The organism is Citromicrobium bathyomarinum (assembly GCA_001306305.2).
Lineage (GTDB): Bacteria > Pseudomonadota > Alphaproteobacteria > Sphingomonadales > Sphingomonadaceae > Alteriqipengyuania > Alteriqipengyuania bathyomarina.
This window is the reverse complement of the sequence record CP155577.1, coordinates 2,877,082-2,898,373: the sequence shown is the minus strand read 5'-3', so window position 1 is coordinate 2,898,373 and position 21,292 is coordinate 2,877,082. Positions and strand designations below refer to the sequence as shown.

Here is a 21,292-nt window from a genome sequence, read left to right as displayed (position 1 = left end):
AAACCACAGGAAACCGCGGAATTCTGCTCGTTCAGGTTTGGAGCCATTTGTATTAACAATGGCTTTCGCCGCAATTCAGTCACACCTCACCGGGTGGTCTCTAGAACAGCTGGTGTTCGGGCAATGGCGCTCGGCACCACAGTGAGGAGACACACAATGCAAAGCTTCACCAAGGCCGCCCTGTGCACCGCTGCCGCGGGCGCCATGGCCTTCACCACCGCCGCCCCTGCCGATGCCCAGCGCTATCGCGACCGCGACAATGACGGGATCAGCGCGGGCGAAGTCATCGCCGGCGCGCTGATCATCGGCGGGATCGCCGCGATCGCTTCCGCCGGAGACCGCGACCGCTATCGCGACAACCGTTATCGCGACAATTACTACCGTTCCAACGGCAACCCGCGCCGCGCGATCAACAAGTGCGTCCGCGTTGCCGAGAATCAGGCCCGCCGGGCGGGCTATCGCTATGCCAATGTGGTCGACATCAACCGGGTTCGCGACACCCGCCGTGGCTGGAACATCACCGGCCGGATCGAGGTCGATGGTGCGCGCGGCTATCGCGACCAGCGTCGCGGTTACGACCGGCGCGGCTATAACCGTCGCGGCGACAGCGGCCGGTTCAGCTGCGAAATCCGTCGCGGCCGGGTGGTTGACATCGATTATCGCGGGATCCGTGGTCTCAACCGGATCTGACCCGCGCCAGTTCGTCGCGACGTTCGCGTAGCGACAGGGGGAAAGGCGGTTCAGCCCTATGACAGGGCTGGCCGCCTATTCCCGATTCCACGGTCGCGCCGGGGTTCTCTCCGGATTGCATGAAAGACAACAGGACAATGCGCCAACTGACCACGTTTTCGCTAGCCGGTGCCACTGCGGCGCTGGCTCTCTCACCGGTACAGGCAGCCCAGTTGCCTCCGGTGGCTCAGCCCGCCGCGCAGATCGCGCCTGTCGCGGTCGCCGGTTCTGACTTTGGTGTGGACGAGGCGCAGCAATATCGCCGCTATCGCTATCACCGTCGCCATCGCGGCGGTGGGGTGGATGCTGGCGATGTGATCGCAGGGGCGCTGATCCTGGGCGGCATCTTCGCGATCGCGAGCGCAGCGACCAGCTCCGACCGGGATGATCGGGACTATGTCCGCAACGACGAGTTCGACCGGGCGGTGGACCGCTGTATCTCCCGCGTAGAGCGCCAGTCGCGCGTCGGCTCGGTCGACAATGTCGGGCGGACCGGCAGCGGCTATTCGGTGACCGGCACGACCTATGACGGCAGCGGCTTTACCTGCCGCGTCAACCGTTCGGGGCAGGTCCTCGATGTCCGCTATGGTCGCGGCTACCAGGGCTACGATGGCTACCAGTCGGACCAGGGGTACGGCGACTCGCAGTATTCGGACGAGGCCTATGCCCGCGCGCGCGGCAACACCTATTCGACGCAGAGCTATGGCTACCCCCCACAGGGAAGCACCGCGCAGCCTGCCTATCCCGGCGGGCCGGTGCCGGGCGAGGACTACGACGACTACGATGGCGACCCGGACGATGGCTACGGCGAGCCTTATTGATCGGGCCCGCTAGGCTTTCCCCGCCGCAGGGATGATCGAGAGACCCCCTAACCTCAGACTCACGTCAGGTTCGGGGGGGTTCTTCCTGGGGCAGGGCTTCCTCCTCGAAGAAAATCCCGTCGCTCTCCGGCGAAATCGCCTCGGCCACCGCTTCCGCGCCGATCTCGGTCTCGCGGTCGCTGGCCATTTCACGTTCGTGGAACGCGGGCAGGCCTAAGTTGTATCGGATCGCCGCGCTGCGCAGCACCAGGCCGGCAAACGCCGCAATGGCCCAGACCACCCAGTCGCTCAGCCCGTGCGGGTCGAACAGCCACATCCCGAAGCTGCACAAGGTCGCCGACAGGGCGGCTGCCGTCACGTAAAGCTCGGGCCGCATTAGGATCGACGGGCGGCCCGCGATCACATCGCGAATGGTCCCACCCACAGTGCCGGTGATGATCCCCATGATCGTGGCCGAGATCGGCGGCAGGCCGTAGCTCATCGCCTTGGCCGCGCCGAGCACCGAATAGGCTGCCAGCCCGACGCCGTCGGCGTAGTCGAACAGCTTGCCCTGCCACCAGCGGGTCGGCGTGTTCCACACGATCGCGGCCATCGAAATACACACCGCCGCGTACCACGGATGGCGAACCCAGAAGACCGGCGCGTCGATCAGCAGATCGCGCACGGTGCCGCCCCCGACGCCGGTCATCAGCGCAAAGAAGCCCATCGTCACGAAAGTCTGCCGCTCGCGCGCGGCGATCAGCGCGCCGGATAGCGCGAACACGGCGACCCCGACCAGATCCAGCCAGTCGAGCACGGGGGTCAGGATCACGGCGGCTTCAGTTACGGGCACGGCGTTTGCTCCTTCTGCGCCGGAACAGCAGGACGATCCCCATCAGCGATCCGATCGCGCCCAGCGCGGCGAATGCGATCAGGATCGGGTGGCTGGTATCCTCGCGGGTTTGCAGATCCATGATGTGCAGACCCCACATGAAATCGAACAGCCGCCAGAAGGGCGTGCGCACCGCCTCCACCGCGCCGCTCTGCCGGCCGATATAGACGCGCGTGCCATCCTCGTACTCGCCGCGCCACACGTCGACAGGGCGGCGGAAATCGAACGGCGGTTCGTCGGCGTCGAACTTGCGCAGTTCCTTGAGCGGACTGTCGGTCACGATCCTCCCGGCGAGTACCGCGCGTGCATCGCTTGCCGAGAGTTCGGGGAGCAGAGCGCCGCTTTCCGCCGAGAAGCGCCGCAGCGATCCGTCCGCAAACCTGGCCAGCGCGACGGGGCCGCTGTCGCCATAGCGGATCGTAATCTCCACCGGGCGCGGCTGTCCATCGGGGATCGCGGGCAGCGCCAGCTGCGGGGGTAACGCACGCTCTGTCACTTCAGCGCGCAGGTGCTCGCCGCGCACTTGGTCGATCGGGCGCGCGACCATCACCAGCCCGGTCAGCGTCCACATCAGCAGCGGAACGCCGATCAGCCAGCCGAGCCAGATATGCCACTTGGCAAGGCGCATCATGATGGGTTTGCGGGCCATCCGCGCGCCCTTATCGCCCATGCGGGCCGGGCACAATCGGAGTGGACGGGTCCGCCCGCTCAGTCTTTGGCGAAAAGCTTGTCCGGGTCGGCCATCGCCTTGATTTCCAGCGCATTGCCGCTGGGATCGCGAAAGAACATCGTCGCCTGCTCGCCGGGCTGCCCCTTGAAGCGCACGGTTGGCTCGATCACGAACTCCAGACCTGCTCCGGTCAGCCGGTCTGCCAGCGCCTGCCACTGGTCCATCGGCAGCACTACGCCGAAATGGGGCACCGGCACGGCCTCTCCGTCGACTGCATTGCGATCCTCTCCCGCAGCGCGCGCGGCGACTGCGGCTGGCGCCACGTGAGCCACGATCTGGTGGCCGTAGAAATCATAGTCGATCCAGTCGCGATCCGAGCGCCCCTCGCGGCAGCCGAGCAGCGCGCCGTAGAAATTGCGCGCCGCGTCGAGATCGTGAACGGGGAAGGCGAGATGAAAGGGGGGAATGCTCATGCGCGTTCTTGTGCCGCATCGGGCAGGGCGAACGCAACCGCGTGGGCCAGCGCGTAGCCGATAATCGCAGCCGCGCCATATCCGGCGAGCGGGGTGGGGTAGTTGGACATCAGCGCGGCGAGCCAGAAGCCAAACAGGCTCATGCCCGTGGGATAGCGCGCGATCCGCGGCAGGCCGGTGCCGAACAGCATGATCAGAACTGCGCCTGCAAGCGAGAGCGCGATGAGGGCCGCCATCAGGGGCGCTGTATGGACCGCGTCGATAATGACCCGCTCGACAAAGGGCACGGCGGGCAGCTCGCCCTGCAAGGCAGCGGCAATGGCGATGAAGAAGCCGCCGATCACCACCAGCCCGAAGCGCCAGTCGCTGCGCACCTGGTAGGCGCCGACGGCCCCGCCGGTGAGCGCAAAGGCGCTGGCAAAGTCGGGTTGGGCAAGCGCAATCAGCAGCGCCCCGGCCAGCGCCGGCGGGCCCAGCCGCTCATCGCGCGCGGCGAGCACCACCAGCGGGGGGATGGTGAGCATCCCGGCGTGGAGAATGAATGGACCCAACGGCAGCCACCGCGCGATCCCGTTGGTCGAGGGCCCGGTCACAAGCGGCAGGGCGAAGAATACCAGCAGCACGATTCCCGCGATCAGGCGACCGCGCTGCTTCAGTTGCGGTAGCCCGATCAGCAAGATCAGCGCGGCGAGCACCAGCGCGCCGCCATTGACGATCAGGTAGTGCTGCGGCGCTCCGCCCGTCGCCATATAGGCCAGGCCCGCCAGCACGGGCAGGGCGATGGTGAGCAGCGCCGGAAATCTCTCGCCCCAACGCTGCGCCATCATCCTTCTCCGATCAGACGTGGATCGGCTTGCCCTGAACCGCCATCGCCGCTTCCTTCATCGCTTCGGAATGCGTCGGATGGGCGTGGCAGGTGTAGGCGATGTCTTCGGAGGTCGCGCCGAATTCCATGCCCAGCGCGGCTTCGGCGATCATCGTGCCGGCGGGCACGGCAATCGCCCACACTCCCAGCACCTTGTCGCTTTCGGCCTCGGCGATCACCTTTACGAAGCCGTCGGGCTCGTGATTGGTCTTCGCGCGGCTGTTGCCCAGCATGGGGAACTTGCCGACCTTTACCGCCTTCTTGTCGCCGCCCATCTTCTCGATGGCTTCCTCGGTCGTCAGGCCCACGCCCGCGATCTCGGGCCAGGTGTAGACGACGCTCGGGATGATCGCGTGGTTCACGATGCCGGTCTGGCCCGCAATGTTCTCCGCGACCGCAATGCCTTCATCCTCGGCCTTGTGCGCCAGCATCGGGCCGGGGACGCAGTCGCCGATCGCCCACACGCCGTCGATCTTGGTGCGGAAATCGTGGTCGATTTCGATCTGGCCGCGCTTGTTGGTTTCCAGCCCGATCGCATCGAGGCTGAGCCCGTCGGTGTTGGGCTTGCGCCCGATCGATACGAGGACGCAATCGGCTTCCATCGTCTCGGCGTCGCCGCCCGCTGCAGGTTCGAGCGTCAGGGTCGCGGTCTTGCCCTTGACGGTGACGCCGGTGACCTTGGTCGAGAGCTTGAACTCGATCCCCTGCTTCTTGAAGATCTTGCGCGCTTCCTTGCGGATGTCGCCGTCCATGCCCGGAAGGATCTCGTCGAGGAATTCGACGCAGGTGACTTCGGCACCCAGACGCCGCCAGACCGAGCCAAGCTCCAGCCCGATCACGCCGCCACCGATGACGACCATCTTCTTGGGCACCTTGGGCAGTTCGAGCGCGCCGGTGCTATCGACCACGATGTACTTGTCGTTGTCGATCTCGACACCGGGGAGCGGAGTGACCGAGGAACCGGTCGCGATGACGATGTCCTTCGCGGTGACCGTCTCGTCGCCCACCTTCACCGTGTGCGCGTCCTGGAAGGTGGCGTAGCCCTTCTTCCAGTCGACCTTGTTCTTCTTGAACAGGAATTCGATCCCGCCGGTCAGGCCTTTCACCGCGTCGCGGCGCTGGGCGTGCATCTGGTCGAGGTTGAGCTTGGGCTCCACGTCGATGCCGAGTTCTTTCATCGCGCCGTTCTTGGCCGCGTCGAAATACTCGGATGCGTGCAGCATCGCCTTGGAGGGAATGCAGCCGACATTGAGGCAGGTCCCACCCAGCGTCTCGCGCCCTTCGGCGCAGGCGGTCTTCAGGCCAAGCTGCGCGGCGCGGATCGCGGCGACATAGCCGCCCGGGCCAGCGCCGATGACAAGGACGTCGTAATCGTAGTTGTGGTCAGCCATTTTCTTCTCTCGTCATCCCCCAGAAAGCGGGCACCCCGCCTTCTCCGTTGTGCTCCCGATATAGGGAGCGGGACCCCCGCTTTCGCGGGGGTGACGGCAAATAGTCTTACAGGTCGATCAGCATCCGGGTCGGATCTTCGATCGCTTCCTTCATTATCTTGAGCGCGGTCACAGCTTCACGCCCGTCGATCAGACGGTGGTCGTAGCTGAGCGCGATATACATCATCGGGCGGATTTCGACCTTGCCGTTGATCGCCACGGGGCGATCCTCGATCCGGTGGAGGCCCAGCACCGCGCTCTGCGGCGGGTTGATGATCGGGGTCGACATCAGCGAGCCGAACACGCCACCGTTGGAGATGGTGAAGGTACCGCCCTTCATGTCGTCCATCGTCAGCGTGCCGTCCTTGGCGCGTGCGCCGAAGTCCGCAATGTCCTTCTCGATCTGCGCGAAGCCCTTCTTGTCGGCATCGCGGATTACGGGCACGACCAGGCCGTTGGGCGCGCTGACCGCGACCGAGATGTCGACGAAGTCGTGGTACACGATCTCGTCGCCTTCGATGTAGGCGTTGGCGGCGGGCACATCCTTCAGCGCAAGGCACGCGGCCTTGGCGAAGAAGCCCATGAAGCCGAGCTTGATGTCGTGCTTCTTGGCGAACAGGTCCTTGTACTTCTCGCGCGTTTCGATGACCGCGCTCATGTCCACATCGTTGAAGGTGGTTAGCAGAGCGGCGTTGTCCTGCGCGCCCTTGAGCCGCTTGGCGATGGTCTGGCGCATCCGCGTCATCTTGACGCGTTCCTCGCGGCGCTCACCCGAAGCGGCGGTTGCCGGAGCGGACGGGGCAGGGGCCGAGGCCGCGCCGTCGTCGCCCTTGTTCTTCGCGGCGGCGATCACGTCTTCCTTGGTCAGGCGGCCGTCCTTGCCGGAGCCCTTGATGCTGCTCGGGTCGACCCCGTATTCCAGCACCGCGCGGCGTACCGCGGGGGAGAGCGTCTGGCCGGCATCACCAGTGCCTTCGTCGTGGTTGCCATAGGCGGCCTGACCGGCATCGTCCTTCGTGGAAGCTGGTGCAGGGCTGGGCGCGGGCGCGCTGCTCTTGCCCGAGGACGCTTCCGCGCCTTCCTTCACCGTCGCGATCACCGCGCCGACTTCGACATTGTCGCCCACCTCGGCGCGCAGCTCCTCGATCACCCCGGCAACGGGCGAGGGCACGTCGACGGCGACCTTGTCCGTCTCCAGGCTGGCGATCGGCTCGTCCACAGCCACGGCATCGCCGGGTTGCTTGAGCCATTCGGCGATGGTGCCTTCGGTGACCGATTCACCGAGTTGGGGGACCGTGATTTCGGTAGCCATGATGCGTCAGACCTTCTTTTCGGCGATTTCTTTTTTCTTCAGGGCGCGCTTGGCTTCGCCGCCATCGGCGAGGCCCAGCGCGATGGTCACCAGCGCTTCCTGCTGCGCCTGGTGCCGCTTGGCGAGCCCGGTGGCGGGCGATGCGGCTTCTTCGCGACCGGCATAGGTCGGGCGCATGCCGTCCTTGCCCGCAGCGGCCAGCGATGCCTCGATCCGCTCGTTCACGAAGAACCATGCGCCGTTGTTGCGCGGCTCTTCCTGACACCACACGACGCTTTCCAGATTGGTCATCCGTTCCAGACGGACGGCCAGCGGATCGCCGGGGAAGGGGTAGAGCTGCTCGATCCGGACGATCGAGACGTCTTCGAGGCCTTCCTCGTCGCGCTTCTCCATCAGGTCGAACGCAACCTTGCCCGAACACAGCACGAGGCGCTTCACCTTCTCGTCCGCGATCTCCTTGTTGTCCGAAAGGATGCGCTTGAACTGCGAATCCCCCATGAACATCGAGGCCGGGCTCTTGGCCATCGGGTGACGCAGCAGGCTCTTGGGCGTCATGATGATCAGCGGCTTGCGGAACGGACGCATCATCTGCCGGCGCAGCACATGGAAATAGTTGTGCGGCATGGTGATGTTGCACACCTGGATATTGTCGTTCGCGCACAGCTGCAGGAACCGCTCGAGCCGGGCGGAGGAGTGCTCCGGCCCCTGGCCTTCGTAGCCATGCGGCAACAGCATCACCAGGCCGTTGGCGCGCAGCCACTTGGCCTCGCCACTGGCGATGAACTGGTCGATCATGATCTGCGCACCGTTGGCGAAATCGCCGAATTGCGCTTCCCACAACACCAGCGTCTTGGGATCGGCGAGGGCAAACCCGTATTCGAAGCCGAGCACGCCATATTCGGACAGCGGGCTGTCGTAGACCTCGAACTTGCCGTGCGGCAGGGTGGTGAGGGGGATGTAGGTCTTCCCCTCTTCCTTCTGATCGTGCCACACCGCATGCCGCTGGCTGAACGTGCCGCGGCCTGAATCCTGGCCCGACAGGCGCACGCCGTAGCCTTCCGACACGAGGCTGCCGAAGGCGAGCGCTTCTCCGGTTGCCCAGTCGAAGCCTTTGCCCTTCTCGAACATCTCGCGCTTGGCGTCGAGCACGCGGCCGAGCGTGCGGTGGATGGAGACATCCTCCGGCACGGTGGTCAGCGTGCGGCCAAGGCTGTCGAACAGCTTGGTCGAGATCGCGGTTTCGACATTGCGGCGCGAGGTTTCCGGATCGACCGGCTTGTTCAGGCCCGCCCAGCGTCCGCCGAACCAGTCCGCCTCGTTGGGCTTGTAGTTCTGCCCGGCGGTGAATTCTTCCTGCAGGTGGTTGGTGAACTCTTCGCGCTGCGCTTCGACGAAGCCGTCCTCGATCACCCCGTCGGCCAGCAGGCGATCGGAATAGATCACGCTGATCTTGGGGTGCTGCCGAATCGCGGCATACATCTGCGGCTGGGTGAAGCTCGGCTCGTCGCCCTCGTTGTGGCCGAAGCGGCGATAGCACCACATGTCGATCACGATGTCGCGGCCGAAGTGCTGGCGATATTCGACCGCCAGCTTGCACGCGAAGGTGACCGCTTCGGGATCGTCGCCGTTCACGTGCAGGATCGGCGCCTGCACACCCTTCGCCACGTCGGACGGGTAGGGCGAGTTGCGGGCGAACCTGGGGCTGGTGGTGAAGCCTATCTGGTTGTTGATGACGAAGTGGATGACCCCGCCGGTGTTGTAGCCGGGAATGCCGGAGAAGCTGAGCGTCTCCCACACGATGCCCTGGCCGGCGAAGGCGGCATCGCCGTGGATCAGCACGGGCAGCACCTGTTCGTGCTTGACCAGATCGTCACGGAAGGCCTGCTGCGCACGGGCCTTGCCCAGCACCACCGGGTCCACCGCTTCGAGGTGGCTGGGGTTGGGGACCAGGCTCATATGCACCTTGATCCCGTCGAATTCGCGGTCGGTGCTGGTGCCGAGGTGGTATTTCACATCGCCCGAGCCGCCGACGTCTTCCGGATTGGCGCTGCCGCCGGAGAATTCGTGGAAGATCACGCGGTAGGGCTTGGCCATCACGTTGGCGAGCACGTTCAGGCGGCCGCGGTGGGCCATCCCGTAGATGATCTCGCGCACGCCCATCTGGCCGCCATACTTGATGACCGCCTCCAGCGCGGGGATCATTCCCTCGCCGCCGTCGAGGCCGAAGCGCTTTGTCCCGACGTATTTCTTGCCGAGGAAGTTCTCGAACTCCTCACCGCGGATCACCGCAGCCAGGATTGCGCGCTTGCCTTCGGGTGTGAACTGGATGACCTCTTCGGGGCCCTCGATCCGGTCCTGGAGGAAGCGGCGCTCCTCCACGTCGGAGATATGCATGTATTCGAGGCCGACCTTGCCGCAGTAATTGGCCTTGAGCACATCGTAGAGCTCGCGCGGGGTGGTCCACTCCAATCCCAGATTGCCGCCGACGTAGATCTCGTGATCCATCGCATCGGGCGGGAAATGCCATTCCAGCTTCAGGTCTTCGGGCAGGTCGCGCTTGGACAGGCCCAGCGGGTCGAGATCGGAGGCGAGGTGACCGCGCACGCGGAAGGTACGGATCAGCAGCATCGCGCGGATCGCGTCTTCGGCGGCCTGCGTGACGCTGGCCTGATCGGTGGGCTTGCCCGCCTTTTGCGCGGCCTGCTTCACCGCCAGCTTCATCGCCGTCGGGTCCATCGCCTGGGTCAGGTCGCTTTCGCTGTCCAGACCGGTCAGCGGCCAGCGCGGATTGGCCCAGCTGGGGCCGGGTTGCGCGGCTTCCTGATCGCCGAGTTCCGGCAGGAAGGACTGGTTTTCGTTACCCATCGAACTTCACTCATGCATTCCGGGGAAAGAGGACGCTTCCATCATAGAAGCTTTTGCCCGGCATATAGGTCCCCCCCGCGTGGTTGGTGGCCCCGGCACGTGCCGGGGCACACCATTAGGGACTCAGGCTTTTTCCTTGAGCAGCGCGGCCAGCGTGGTGCCCAGTTCGCTGGGCGACTGCGCCACGCGGATGCCCGCGGCTTCCATCGCCGCGATCTTGTCTTCCGCGCCGCCCTGGCCGCCCGAGACGATCGCGCCGGCGTGGCCCATGCGGCGGCCCGGAGGGGCCGTGCGGCCCGCGATGAAGCCGACGGTCGGCTTCCAGCGGCCCTTCTTCTTCTGCTCCGCGAGGAACTGGGCGGCTTCTTCCTCGGCGCTGCCGCCGATTTCACCGATCATGATCATGCTCTCGGTTTCCGGATCGTCGAGGAAGAGGTCGAGCACGTCGATGAAGTTGGTGCCGTTTACGGGATCGCCGCCGATGCCGACAGCCGTCGTCTGGCCGAGGCCTGCATTGGTGGTCTGGTGCACGGCTTCATAGGTCAGCGTGCCCGAGCGGCTGACGACGCCCACGCTGCCCTTCTTGAAGATGGAGCCGGGCATGATGCCGATCTTGCATTCGTTCGGCGTCAGAACACCCGGGCAGTTCGGCCCGATGAGCCGCGACTTGGAGCCTTCCAGCGCAGCCTTGGCGCGGACCATGTCGAGCACAGGAATGCCTTCGGTGATGCACACGATCAGCTCGATTTCCGCGTCGATCGCTTCGCAGATCGCGTCGGCGGCGAAGGGCGGCGGCACGTAGATGCACGATGCGGTCGCGCCGGTGGCTTCCTTGGCTTCCTTGACGGTGTTGAACTGCGGCAGGCCGATATGGTCGGTACCACCTTTGCCCGGCGTCACGCCCGCAACCATCTGCGTGCCGTAATCGAGCGCCTGCTGCGTGTGGAAGGTGCCGGTATTGCCGGTCATCCCCTGGGTGATGACCTTGGTATCTTTGTTTACGAGGATGCTCATGTAGGGTCCTTTTCGTCATCCCGGCGCAAGCTGGGATCGCTCTCGGTTTGCCGCACCTGCTGGTGCGCGACCCCGGACGAAGCCGGGGTGACGGTGATTACTTCAGGCTTTCGTCCAGCCCCTTGCAGGCTTCGAGAAGCTCTTCGACCGCGTCGGTACTGACCTTGAGGTTCTTCTTTTCCTCGTCCGAAAGCTCGATCTCGATCACGTCCTCGGTGCCGCCCGCGCCGATCACGGTGGGGACGCCAACGTACAGGCCGTCGAGACCGTACTTGCCTTCGACATAGCTGGCGCAGGGCAGGATGCGCTTCTGGTCGCCCAGATAGGCTTCGGCCATCGCGATCGCGCTGGTGGCGGGGGCGTAGTAGGCGGAGCCGTTGCCGAGCAGGCCGACGATTTCGCCGCCGCCCTTGCGCGTGCGGTCGACGATTTCGTCGATGCGGCCCTGGTCGACGCCCTTGATCTTGGCGAAGTCGTTGACCGGAATGCCGTTGATGGTGGTGTAGCTGGTGACGGGCACCATCGTGTCGCCGTGGCCGCCGAGCACGAAGGCGTTCACGTCCTTCACCGAAACGTCGAATTCCCACGCGAGGAAGGTCGCGAAACGTGCCGAATCGAGTACGCCCGCCATGCCGACGACCTTGTTGTGCGGCAGGCCGGAGAATTCGCGCAGCGCCCAGACCATCGCATCGAGCGGGTTGGTGATGCAGATCACGAACGCGTCGGGCGCGTTGTTCTTGATGCCTTCGCCGACCGCCTTCATCACCTTGAGGTTGATGCCGAGCAGGTCGTCGCGGCTCATGCCTGGCTTGCGGGGCACGCCGGCGGTCACGATGATGACGTCTGCGCCGGCGATGTCGGCATAGTCGTTGGTGCCGGTGATCTTCGCGTCGAAGCCTTCGACCGGGCCGCACTGGCTAAGGTCCAGCGCCTTGCCCTGCGGCATGCCCTCGGCGATGTCGAACAGGACGATGTCGCCCATTTCCTTCTTCGCGGCGAGGTGGGCGAGGGTGCCTCCGATCATGCCGGAGCCGATGAGGGCGATCTTCTTGCGTCCTGCGGGAGTGGCCATGGGAGCGTATCAGTCCTTTTTGCCGGGGACGCCGCGGTTGCCGTTCGTTGGTGCAAGACTTTCACGCCCCTTCGGCGTCCCCGAGGGATTGCGCGCGAAAGCCTGCTTCTGGCGAAGGGACGTAGGCCCGGGTTTGCGCGATTGCAACCGGCAAAAAGGACAAGGGGGCGAGCGTTTTTGATAATGATTTGCAGGAGCGTTTTGCGCTCTACGCAGCGCGCAATCCGTCGTCCTCGCGATCCTGCGCGAGCAGCATCGCGGCGAGGTAATCGGGCACCGCGCGGCTGAAGAAATAGCCCTGGCCCAGCGTACAGCCTGCATCCCGAACGGTTTCGACCTGGCACTGTTCCTCCAGCCCTTCGGCGACGATCTCCATATCCAGCCCGCGGCCCATGGCGGCGACTGCACGGATGATCGCGTGCGCGCGCGGGCCCACGTCCGCCCCGGAGACGAAGCAGCGATCGACCTTGATCTTGGAGAACGGGTATTTGTGGATGTACGAGAGCGAGGAATAGCCGGTGCCGAAATCGTCGAGCGCGAAGCGTACGCCCTTGGCGGCCAGCTCGTCGATAAACGCGGCGGTCTGTTCGTGGTCTTCGATGAACAGGCTCTCGGTCACCTCCAGTTCCAGCCGCCGCGGGTCGAGATTGGCCTCGCGCAGCGCCTGCTCGATCGCGAGCACGGCACCGGGCGCCTTGATCTGGAGCGGGGAGAGGTTGACCGCTACGCTGACGTCTTCGGGCCACTGCGCGCAGGCAAGTGCGGCCTGGCGGGTGATCCAGTTGCCCAGCGTCACGATCACGCCGGTTTCCTCGGCCACCGGGATGAACTCGGCCGGGCGCAGCTCGCCCTTGGTCGGATGGAACCAGCGCAGCAGCGCTTCGAAACAGCGAATGCGACCGGTCTGCAGATCGATGATCGGCTGGAAGAACAGCGACAATTCGTCGCGCTGGATCGCCTGGCGCAATTCCGCCTCGATCTCGCGCCGGTTGGCCAGCTCGCGGGTCATCGCGGCGTCGAAGAAGCGCAGCTTGCCGCGCCCGTCCTGCTTGGCGTGGTACAGCGCAAGGTCGGCGGCCTGCATCAGCCGGTCGGCATCGACGCCGTCCTCGGGCATCGTCGCGATTCCGATCGAGCTGGAGACCTCGAGCCGCTCTCCATCAAGGCGCATCGGGCGCGTGATCTGGTCGAGCACGCGGTTCGCGAGCCGCTCGCACTGGGCGCGATCGTCGATCTGGCAGAAGAACACGAATTCGTCGCCGCCGAAGCGCGCGATCCCCGCATCCACGGGCAGGCTGTCGCGCAGGCGACGCGCGATCTCGGACAGCACCCGGTCGCCGATCTGATGGCCGAGCAGGTCGTTCACTTCCTTGAACCGGTCGAGGTCGAGCCAGAACAGCGCGATCCGCTGATCCGGACCGCCATGGCGGACCTGCGCGGCGAGCACATCGTTGAGCCCGGCGCGGTTGTGCAGGCCGGTGACGATGTCGGTATGCGCCAGCACCTCCATCTTGCGGGCCAGCCGCTCATTCGTCTCGGCCTCCGCGATCGAAGTGCGCAGCGAGCGGTAGACGTTGATGGTGATCGACACGGTCGAGGGGATGTGCAGCAGCGCGACGACACCCAGCACACGCACCAGCAGCGCATCGCTTAGCAGCAGGGCTCCGGTCAGCGGGGCCATGACCGCGAGCAGCTGGCCGATGGCGATGAACGGACGCCCGGCGTTGCGCGGCGCGATCGCGGTGGCGTAGCCGACGGCGTAGACCACCAGCACCATCTGCGCCTCGACGCTGACATTGTGGAGGATCGCCAGCGCGGCCATCAGGCTGACCGATCCGGCGTAGGCGAAGGCCCCGAATTCGAACAGCAGTTCCAGCGTGCTGCTCTTGGCGCGCAGGACGTTGCGGACCGCGACCATCACAGCGACCCGCGTGAGCGCGACGCCGGCCAGGACCCAGGCGACGATCTGCAGCGCCTCGTCGTCGGAGACGTAGGCGGTGTAGGCACACACCAGCACGCCGCACAGTGCGCCGATCAGAAGGCTCATCGGATTGGAGTAGAGCGAGTCCACCAGGGTCCGTCGGAGCCTCTGGTCGATCACACTAGTCGGCTTCGCGCCTTTGAAAATTTTGCCTGACCCAAAAATGAGAATTTTCCCGTGGTTCCGCAGGAACGGTAGAGGGAGAATGGTGATCAAGCGGTTAAGATTTGGGTCTCGGGACGCTATCTGCCCAATTCGCTACCCCCTTGCAGACGCATCGGGACACCGGGCGAGCGGGAACGGCCGCTAGTCTTCCTGCTTGGCGAGGAAGGCGTGCGGATCGATTCCTTCCTCGCGGAAGATGTCCATCACCTTATGATAGACGTGCGGCGCCGGCGTGTTGAACCGCGCCCTGACTTCTTCGAGCGGCAGCGCGAAAAGCTCCTGGATCGGTTGCTCGACGATCCTCGGGCAGCCTTTGCCATTGCGCCGTGCCTCGCGCAGCGCGCCGATGATCGGCGCGCGCGAACGCAGCGCCTGGGTCCGGACCATCAGTGCGCCGATCCACGCGAGATAGAGATGCCCGGGGCTGGGCCGCTGGTGATACATGTAGGCGAAGATGCACTGCTCACCCAGAATGTCGCGCCCGTAGCCGGTCACGATATGCAGGATGTCGTGGAAATCGCGCAGACGCTCGATGTACCAGTTGACCCCGTCGTCGAAATAATTGGCGTCCTCGCGCGCCTTTGTGGCTTCGACCATTCCGGCGGCGGTCAGCCCCTCGCGTTCCATGAAGTCGCAATAGGCGTGGGCGAAGCTGCCCTTCGGTGTGCACCGCAGAGCCTCGTGATCGTCGAGAAAGGTGGGCAGATACGGCTCGGCCCGATAGATCTCGCGTCCACGATCGGTTTGCAGGAAGGCCGCGGCCTCATCGTGCAACTCGCGCCAGGGCAGGTTGTCGAACACGGCGACGACCTCGTTGGTCTGTTCCTTGTCCTTGATGTAGCGTTTGAAGTGATACCACGCCTTGCCGACATTGCGCTGCGGCGGCTTGCGGTCGGGATGGATGACCGGGCGGATGTCCACCCGTCCGCCGATCTCGCGCACCAGCACGTCGTCGCCCGGCACGCTTCCGCTGTCGCTACCCTCATGCAGCATGAAAGAACGCGCATCGCCGCCGTCTTCGGGCGGTGCCGCCTGCGCAGCGGGATCAAGGGCGGTGCCAGAGGAAGCCATGACGCCCTGATTGTCTAGCATGGTTAATTTTGTGTCAAACGCGTTAACAAATGTTATCGGTCCAGCGACCGCGTGGCGTATCAGGAAAGCCGGCGATCGACGCGACGATCAGCCGGGAAGCCCCCAGACGTCGGACAAGGTGGCCGCCAGCCGCCGGTCGAGCGCGCGGCAGATATTGGCCCAGAACGCGAATTCCTCCCGATCCCCGGCGGCAAGCGCGGCTTCGGCCCGCGCATACGCGTCCTGCGCCGCGTTGAGGTGGTGCTGGGCGAAATGACCCAGCGCCGCGCGGATTTCTGCCTCGCTTTGTGGCTGACGCCCGGGGCGCAGGTTGTCGTTGGCCGCCTCGGGTATCCGCAAGGGGGCGGAACCGGCCTGGCATATGCGGAAGGAGGGGCGGGTAGGGGCGAGGCCGCGACTCATTCGTGATGAAATCCTGCGTGGTTGGGGGAATACGCCCGGGGTACGTGGCGGCGCGTTTAGCTTTCGCGGATAAGCAGGGTTTCCAGGTACTTAACCAGATGCTGCATGCAGGGGCGGCACCCGCGTGGGGCTCAGTTCGGCTGGCCGATCCAGCGCCCGCTATTGGCGTATTCGGGCCGCACGCTGCCGGATCCCTCCTGCGCTTCGGTGGGCTGCTGGCGGACGGGCTGGCTGCGCGGCTGGGCGATCTCTGCCTGCCGCGTATTCTCGCCATTCAGGCCCGGGGTCGTGGCGGTGCGGTCCGCGACTTCATATTGCCGGGCAATGGCGACCGGGTCCGGCGCGGGGTCGGCGGAACGGGCCGCGATCGCGGGCTGGGGAAGCGGTTCGCCGCCGCGATAGACATCGCTGAACGCCGCCGGTCGGCTTGCTGCGCCGGGCCAGCGGTAGAAGCGGTGCGCGCCGATCGTGCCGATATGCGCAAGGCTGGGTGCCCAGTACGGATTCACCCAGGTGGTGTGGTAATGCGTGGCGAGGCCGACGGGCGCATAGACTTCGCCCGAGAGCGCGCGCCGCGCCACGGAGAGCGCGCGCGCCCAGTAGGTCGCGGATGGCTTTCGCCCCAGCGATCCGTCGCAGGTAAAGGTAAACTGGCACCCGGTGCGCCGCTGCGATCCCTGATAGACCACGCCGCACACCGTATCGGGATAGGCGGGATGGGCGACCCGGTTGAGCACGACCTGCGCGACCGCGCGCTGGCCGCCCTCGCTTTCGCTCGCGGCCTCGTAATAGACCGCCTTGGCGAGGCAATCGAGCGCGCGCGCCTTGTCGATTCCCGTACCCCGGCTGACGAAGCTGCGCGCTGCGGGCCCTGCGGTCTCGATCGCGATTGCGGCATCGGGGTCGCCGTTCCATGCAGCAATCGGGTTGACCCCGGTGCTGCTTTCGACGGGCACGTTCACCGTGCTTGCCGCGGCGGGCGGATCGGCGAGGAAATAGAGCGCCGAGCCGGGGAAGGTCGCGCCCGCCCGTTCGAACGGCAGCGGCTCGACCTGATTGCTGGCCACGATGGCGCTCGCCTCGGGCGCAACCTCGGGCAACCGCCATTCGGCATGCGCAGCCATCGCAGGCAGCGCGATCGCGCCGGTCAGTACCGCGATTCCGTGCCACGCCTTGCGGCGCACTGGCGCGCGCTTTCCGGGGATGTCCCGGTGCGAAGCGCGGCGGTGGGCCTGATGGCGGGGTGGCGGCAAAGGGGGCTTTCGGCAGAAAACAGACGGGGGTGGTGCGGTCAGCTTAGGCGAGAAGGGATAGGGGCGCGCCCGGCGCTGACCGCAGCGTATACATACGGGACACATCGCAGAAAGGCGTGAAGGATCACGGTTAACATGGCCCTTCATCGAAACCCCTGTCGGGCACGCGAGGTTGCGCGCCGCAGGTGATGGTCCTATGCGCGCGCCAGTATCGCAGGTGTGGTTGCGGATCCGGCTTGCCCGGAGCCGCTGCCACCTAAGAGGGAATGGAGTCGAAAGCTCCAGCTGCCCCCGCAACTGTGACCGGGTAGCGGACCGCCCGAATTGCCACTGTGCCCAGCTTGTCGCGGCACGGGAAGGTGGGCGGAACCGTGCTGATCCGGGAGCCAGGAGACCTGCCCGCGATGCGTCGTTCGACCACGGGCGGGGTGCACCGGGGAAGCGGAGGAAAGGCGCAGGCAATTCTGGCCCGCGCCTTCCGTCATGAGCGACAGCACTGCTTGTGATGGAGAAATTATGCGTACATTTCTGTTTCTTGGTGGCTCGATCCTGGGTCTGACCGCGCCTGCCTATGCGCAGGACGCGTCGGATGCAGATGCGGGTGCCGATGAGATGGTTCTGGCCTCCGACGCGTTCGAGATCGACGAAGACGCGATCACCATCACCGTTACCGGCAACCCCAGCGAGGTAGAGGACACCGGTCAGCCCGTGACCGTGATCGGCGCGCAGGAGATCGCGCAGATCCAGGGCCCCGATCTGACCCGCGTGCTGCGCCGCGTGCCCGGCGTCACCGTAAACCGCACCGGCGGGCTGGGTGCGACCACCGGCGTTTCCGTGCGCGGTGCCTCGAACGACCAGCTGCTGGTGCTGATCGACGGGGTGCGCGTGGCCGACACCGCCTCGCCCGCAGGCGCGTTCGACTTCGGCACGCTGACCAGTTCGAACCTCGCCAAGGTAGAGCTGCTGCGCGGCGCGAACAGCGTGATCTGGGGCGCAGATGCGCTCGCCGGGGTGCTCGTCGCCTCCACCGTGGAGCGCAGCGGGCTGGGTGGCTCGGTCGAGGCAGGCTCACGCAGCACGGTGGCCTCCAGCATCGAGGGCGGGCTTGCGGGCGATGCCGGCTTCATCGGCGGTTCGGCGAGCTATCTGACCACCGATGGCTTCTCCGCCGCAGCCAATGGCACCGAGCCCGACGGTTTCCGTCAGTTCGCGGTCAATGGCCGCGCGCGCGCCTATATCAGCCGCACGTTCGAGCTGATCGGCAGCTTGCGCTATGCCGAAGGAACGCTGGACATCGACGGCTTCCCCGCGCCGTCCTTTACCCTTGGCGATACCGACGAAGTTCAGGAAACCAGCCAGCTGTCCGGCAATGTCGGCGCGATCTACGATGGCGGCGCGCTGTTCCTGCGCGGTGGCTACAGCTTCTCCGACACCGCGCGCGACAACCTGCCCGGGCCGGGCCAGGCGGCGACGTTCGAGAGCGACGGCCATTCCGACCGGCTGGAACTGCGCGGCGAATGGCGCCCGATCGGGCCGCTGATCGTCAATTTCGGCGCGGAGAACCTGTGGTCGGACTATGAAAGCACCTCCTACGGGGCGACCAGCAGCGCGGACACCAGCATCTTCGGCGCTTATGTCCAGGCGGGGATCGAGTTCGGTGGCCTCGCAGGCCATGTCGGCGTGCGGCAGGACGAGCATGAGGATTTCGGCGGCGCGACCAGCTTCGGCGGTGATCTGACCTTCGAAATCGTGCCCAACCTGCGGCTGCGCGCAAGCGTGGGCGAGGGCTTCAAGGCTCCGTCGCTCTATCAGCTCTATTCGGATTATGGGAACGCGATCCTTCAGCCCGAGGAAAGCACCAGCTACGATCTGGGTATCGCCTATGGCACCCGGACCTCGCCCTTCTATGCGAGCGTTACGGCGTTCCAGCGCGACAGCGAGAACCTGATCGCCTTCGTCGGCTGCCCGGTGCAGACCGGGATCTGCGACAATCGCCCCTTTGGTACCTACGACAACGTGTCGCAGGCGCGTGCGCGCGGGGTCGAAGTTGAAGCAGGGGCAACGCCGGTGAACGGCCTCACGCTGCGTGCCGCCTATGCCTACACCGAGGCCGAGGATCGCAGCACCGGCACGGCCAATTTCGGCAATGAACTCGCCCGTCGGCCGAGCAATGCCGCCACCTTGTCGTTCGACTGGGCACCGCTGCCCGATCGGGTCGGCGTGCCGGTGATCGGCGGCGATCTGCGGATCGTGGGCGAGGCGTTCGACAACGCGGCCAATACCGTGGTGCTCGACGGTTACACCGTGTTCGACCTGCGCGTCTCCATGCCGCTGGGCAAGATCGCGGGTGAGCGTCCGGTCGAGATTTTCGCCCGGGCGGAAAACCTGTTCGACGAGGAATACCAGACCGCAGCCGGCTATGCGCAGGCACCGCGCGGGGTCTTCGCCGGGCTGCGCGTGGGTCTGTGACCATGCGCGCGCGGGCGCTGGCCATCGCATGTGTGCTGGCGGCCTGTTCGCTATCGGGGTGTGCAGCCGCGCCAGCTCGGCATGAGTTGGGCAAGGGCCTGCGGATCGTCAGCCTCAACCCGTGTACCGACGCGATCCTTGCGAAGGTCGCGCCGGACAAGCTGGTCGGCGTCTCGCATTACAGCCACGATCCCTCTGCCGCCTCGATGCCGGTGGCGCAGGCGCGGCGCTGGCCCGCCAATGGCGGGTCGGTGGAGGACATCCTTGCCGCGCATGCCAATATGGTCGTCGCCTCCAGCTTCCTGCCGCTCGCGACCCGCAAGGCGCTGGACGATCTGGGCATTCCGGTGGTGACGCTGGGCATGGCCAATGATGTCGATGGCAATCTGGCACAGGTGCGCGAGTTGGCCGAAGCGGTCGGCGAGCCGCAGGCGGGCGAGGCGCTGGTCGGGCAGATCGAGGCCGCGATAGCCGCTGCCGCTCCGCCCGATGGCCGTGCGGGGCCAGCCACGATCCTGTGGCAGCCGGGCGGGATCGTGCCCGGCGATGGCGCGCTGGTGGTCGATCTGATGCGCCGGGTCGGGCTACGCCCCGCCTCGGCCACGCAGGGGCTGGGCCAGGGCGACCGCCTGCCGCTGGAAGCGGTGCTGGTCGACCCGCCCGAGCTGCTGCTGCACGCAGGCCCGCGTGGAGAGGAGCAGTCGCGCGCGCTCCACCATCCCGCGCTTCGCAAGCTCGGCCTGCGCAGCGCCGAATTCGATCCGCAACTCTATTATTGCGGCGGCCCCAGCCTGATCCGCGCCGCCCGGCGGCTCGCGCAAATTCGGGACGAGGCGGCATGAGCCGCGCCAGCGCGATCCTGCTGGCGGCCCTGCTGCTGGCCATTCCGCTGTCGCTGGTCGCGGGGCGGACCTGGATTTTCGGGATCGAGGAATCGCGTGCGATGCTGATCGTCGCCGAACTGCGCCTGCCGCGCGCCCTGCTCGCGGTCACGGTTGGTGCGGGGCTGGGCGCGGCGGGTGCGGCGATGCAGGGCTATCTGCGCAATCCGCTGGCCGATCCCGGCCTGTTCGGGATCGCTCCCGGCGCGGCGCTGGGCGCCGTGCTGAGCTTTTCCTTCGGCCTCGCGGCGAGCGGCTGGCTGCTGCCGATCCTCTCGCTGGCGGGGGCGGGCGCGGCGATGGCGCTGCTCGCGCTGCTGGCCGGGCGCGGCGGCGGTATCGCTCTGTTCACGCTCGCCGGGTTGATGATCGCGAGCCTTGCGGGCGCGCTGACCAGCCTTGTCATCAGCCTTGCCCCCAACCCCTGGGCGTTGAGCGAAATCGTCACCTGGCTGATGGGCGCGCTGACCGATCGCAGCTGGGCCGACGTAATGCTGGCAGCGCCGATGACGCTTGCGGGGATCGTAGTACTCGCCCGTGCAGCGCCCGCGCTCGACGCGCTGACCTTGGGCGAGGATGCCGCGCGATCGATGGGGGTGGACATGGAAAAACTGCTCATGCTGCTGGTCGCGGGCGTAGGGCTGACCATCGGCAGCGGGGTCGCGGTCGCCGGGATCATCGGTTTCGTCGGCCTGATGGTGCCGCATATCGTGCGCCCGCTGACCGACCGTCGCCCGTCTTCGCTGATCGTGCCGAGCGCGCTGGGCGGCGCGCTGCTGGTGCTGGTGGCGGATAGCGTGCTGCGCATGCTCCCGCTGGTCGGCGAGTTGCGGCTGGGCATCGCCCTGTCGCTGATCGGGGCACCGTTCTTCCTGTGGCTGCTGCTGCGCCTCCGGCGCGGCGGAACGCTGGGGCTGACCTGATGGA

18 protein-coding genes and 1 riboswitch are annotated in these 21,292 nt (G+C 66.1%); of the genes, 5 read left to right on the top strand and 13 right to left on the bottom strand.

What is annotated here, in order from left to right; translation table 11 throughout:
* Nucleotides 1-156 precede the first annotated feature (156 nt).
* Nucleotides 157-690 carry a hypothetical protein gene (locus VO57_014415; GenBank protein XBL69311.1) on the top strand — a complete coding sequence of 178 codons (534 nt, stop codon included), beginning with the start codon at nucleotides 157-159 and terminating at the stop codon, nucleotides 688-690.
* Between the two features lie 137 nt (nucleotides 691-827).
* Complete coding sequence (locus VO57_014410; GenBank protein XBL69310.1) at nucleotides 828-1,550, top strand: hypothetical protein; 723 nt, start codon at nucleotides 828-830, stop codon at nucleotides 1,548-1,550.
* A 64-nt stretch (nucleotides 1,551-1,614) separates the two neighbouring features.
* Here VO57_014410 and VO57_014405 read toward each other — a convergent pair whose 3' ends face one another.
* The 13 genes from VO57_014405 to VO57_014345 form a co-directional block, all read right to left on the bottom strand.
* Entirely contained in the window at nucleotides 1,615-2,382 is a 768-nt protein-coding gene (locus tag VO57_014405; GenBank protein ID XBL69309.1) for a trimeric intracellular cation channel family protein, read from the bottom strand.
* Nucleotides 2,369-3,070, bottom strand: a complete 702-nt coding sequence (locus VO57_014400; GenBank protein XBL69308.1) for a PepSY domain-containing protein — start codon at nucleotides 3,068-3,070, stop codon at nucleotides 2,369-2,371. The genes VO57_014405 and VO57_014400 overlap by 14 nt, the downstream gene beginning before the upstream one ends.
* Nucleotides 3,071-3,129: 59 nt before the next feature.
* Nucleotides 3,130-3,564 (bottom strand): VOC family protein, encoded by a 435-nt coding sequence (locus VO57_014395; protein XBL69307.1) that lies wholly within the window; start codon nucleotides 3,562-3,564, stop codon nucleotides 3,130-3,132.
* Nucleotides 3,561-4,391: a hypothetical protein gene (locus tag VO57_014390; GenBank protein XBL69306.1), complete on the bottom strand. Its 831-nt coding sequence runs from the start codon at nucleotides 4,389-4,391 to the stop codon at nucleotides 3,561-3,563. Before VO57_014390 ends, VO57_014395 begins: the two co-directional genes overlap by 4 nt.
* A 10-nt stretch (nucleotides 4,392-4,401) precedes the next feature.
* Nucleotides 4,402-5,820: a dihydrolipoyl dehydrogenase gene (lpdA, locus tag VO57_014385; protein XBL69305.1), complete on the bottom strand. Its 1,419-nt coding sequence runs from the start codon at nucleotides 5,818-5,820 to the stop codon at nucleotides 4,402-4,404.
* A gap of 106 nt (nucleotides 5,821-5,926) precedes the next feature.
* Complete coding sequence (odhB, locus tag VO57_014380) at nucleotides 5,927-7,171, bottom strand: 2-oxoglutarate dehydrogenase complex dihydrolipoyllysine-residue succinyltransferase (GenBank protein XBL69304.1); 1,245 nt, start codon at nucleotides 7,169-7,171, stop codon at nucleotides 5,927-5,929.
* A 6-nt stretch (nucleotides 7,172-7,177) separates the two neighbouring features.
* Entirely contained in the window at nucleotides 7,178-10,036 is a 2,859-nt protein-coding gene (locus VO57_014375) for a 2-oxoglutarate dehydrogenase E1 component (protein XBL69303.1), read from the bottom strand.
* Nucleotides 10,037-10,159: 123 nt separating this feature from the next.
* A complete protein-coding gene (gene sucD, locus VO57_014370; GenBank protein XBL69302.1) occupies nucleotides 10,160-11,050 on the bottom strand; it encodes a succinate--CoA ligase subunit alpha in 891 nt (296 codons plus the stop codon).
* Nucleotides 11,051-11,147: 97 nt separating this feature from the next.
* Entirely contained in the window at nucleotides 11,148-12,122 is a 975-nt protein-coding gene (gene mdh, locus VO57_014365) for a malate dehydrogenase (GenBank protein ID XBL69301.1), read from the bottom strand.
* A gap of 208 nt (nucleotides 12,123-12,330) precedes the next feature.
* Nucleotides 12,331-14,169 (bottom strand): EAL domain-containing protein, encoded by a 1,839-nt coding sequence (locus tag VO57_014360; protein XBL69300.1) that lies wholly within the window; start codon nucleotides 14,167-14,169, stop codon nucleotides 12,331-12,333.
* 240 nt (nucleotides 14,170-14,409) lie between these two features.
* Nucleotides 14,410-15,339, bottom strand: a complete 930-nt coding sequence (locus tag VO57_014355; protein XBL69299.1) for a Coq4 family protein — start codon at nucleotides 15,337-15,339, stop codon at nucleotides 14,410-14,412.
* A gap of 108 nt (nucleotides 15,340-15,447) precedes the next feature.
* Nucleotides 15,448-15,699, bottom strand: coding sequence for a hypothetical protein (locus VO57_014350; GenBank protein XBL69298.1), 252 nt, complete (start codon nucleotides 15,697-15,699; stop codon nucleotides 15,448-15,450).
* A gap of 194 nt (nucleotides 15,700-15,893) precedes the next feature.
* A complete protein-coding gene (locus tag VO57_014345; GenBank protein ID XBL69297.1) occupies nucleotides 15,894-16,946 on the bottom strand; it encodes a cell wall hydrolase in 1,053 nt (350 codons plus the stop codon).
* A gap of 284 nt (nucleotides 16,947-17,230) precedes the next feature.
* Nucleotides 17,231-17,433: riboswitch (cobalamin riboswitch) on the top strand.
* A 98-nt stretch (nucleotides 17,434-17,531) separates the two neighbouring features.
* On the opposite strand from VO57_014345, the gene VO57_014340 reads away from it, so the two are divergent.
* The 3 genes from VO57_014340 to VO57_014330 all read left to right on the top strand — a co-directional run bounded on the left by VO57_014340 (nucleotide 17,532) and on the right by VO57_014330 (nucleotide 21,288).
* Nucleotides 17,532-19,484, top strand: a complete 1,953-nt coding sequence (locus tag VO57_014340) for a TonB-dependent receptor (GenBank protein XBL69296.1) — start codon at nucleotides 17,532-17,534, stop codon at nucleotides 19,482-19,484.
* A gap of 86 nt (nucleotides 19,485-19,570) precedes the next feature.
* Nucleotides 19,571-20,326, top strand: coding sequence for an ABC transporter substrate-binding protein (locus tag VO57_014335; protein XBL69295.1), 756 nt, complete (start codon nucleotides 19,571-19,573; stop codon nucleotides 20,324-20,326).
* On the top strand, nucleotides 20,323-21,288 hold the full coding sequence (locus VO57_014330) for an iron ABC transporter permease (protein XBL69294.1): 966 nt from the start codon (nucleotides 20,323-20,325) through the stop codon (nucleotides 21,286-21,288). The genes VO57_014335 and VO57_014330 overlap by 4 nt, the downstream gene beginning before the upstream one ends.
* Nucleotides 21,289-21,292 lie beyond the last annotated feature (4 nt).